This window comes from Stenotrophomonas sp. P5_B8 (assembly GCF_054049855.1).
In genome coordinates, this window is sequence record NZ_JBFULO010000703.1 from 1 (window position 1) to 1,213 (window position 1,213).

Consider the following 1,213-nt stretch of genomic DNA (forward strand, 5'->3'; position numbering starts at 1 on the left):
GTCAGCGTGCGCGGACAGTCCCGGCGCCGACGCAATCTCAAGCTGTGCGACGCCGGATACTGACAATCGCTTAGGCAACCACGAGATGGGAGGGGATCATGGAACGAGGAAGCTGGGTGGTGGTGCGAGCGTATGGTCCAGCTGCGTCGCTGCTTGTGCTGGCGGCGCTATGTGCAGCGATGCTGTCGGCATGGCCCCAGCGACCCCTGCTGGCGGGCCTGGAATCCATGGCCAGCTTGGTGCCGGTGGGGCTAGTGGCCGCAAGCCTGGGGTTGATGGGGATGGCTACCTACCGGCTGCACCAGTGGGAGCGTGGTGCGGGCCATGACTGCTCTCATTGCGGTGGACCGCTCGGCCCCGAACGGGCTGGCCGTGCCCGGATGGGAGGTGCCTATCGGCGCTGCTATGCCTGTGGCTCCAACGTCAATCATCGACACTACCAGTAGCCGGCAATAACTGGCCGGTCAGGCTCTGTCCAGATTCAACCACTTGAGCGCAGTGGCTTGACTCACGAGGATGGCGTAATCCGGTCCGGTGCGGTGCCGCCAGCGGCAATTTTGGCGAGATGAAGAAGCCGGTTGATGGTGAGGTTGACCGAAGGTCGAAGCCCGCAAGAAGAGGGCCATGGCCAAGTGGGGCACGTAGATCCGACGCAGACGGTGGGAGGAGCAGTGCATTCACATCGAGACGGCACTACCAAAAGAAATAGCCTTGAACCGATTGTGGTCGAAGGGGCTCCCTGACGGGAAAAGTACCAGATTGACGCCGCCTTGGTGGGCGGCACTCGGGAAGATTAGACCGTCGATGGATACGCCATCGCCTCGGGAAAAAGACTGAGCCACGTACTCACAAACGATCTGCGAGGGGACGTAGTCGATATGTTCTCTGCCATCCTTATGGACAGGCTGTGTGATTGCCGTCACGAAGCCGGTTAAGAACAGCGCCCTGACACGCTCAGCCCTTAGGTCAGTTGCAAAGACAGACGGCGCTCTAGGAAGCTTCACGAGGTCCACAACGTTAAGCAATCTCTCGGTACGGAAGACCGCGGTTGCAGGCAATTTGCCCTCGGGAACCTCGCCGATCTCCGCAAGGGCGGTTTTCACATCGAACGCTGCATAGAAGTACGGGATGCCGGCAGGGTTCATGCGGCCGGCTGAGGCAGCCTCTTTCGGAGGCGGCCCCATAGTCGAGGCTGATACCGCCACGGATCCGT

At 61.0% G+C, this 1,213-nt stretch carries 1 protein-coding gene; it reads right to left on the reverse strand.

The window, feature by feature from the left end; translation table 11 throughout:
* Positions 1–677: 677 nt before the first annotated feature.
* Positions 678–1,213, reverse strand: a 536-nt coding sequence (locus ACXJKH_RS20830) for an RES family NAD+ phosphorylase (RefSeq protein ID WP_457322234.1), incomplete at its 5' end; no start/stop codon positions are given.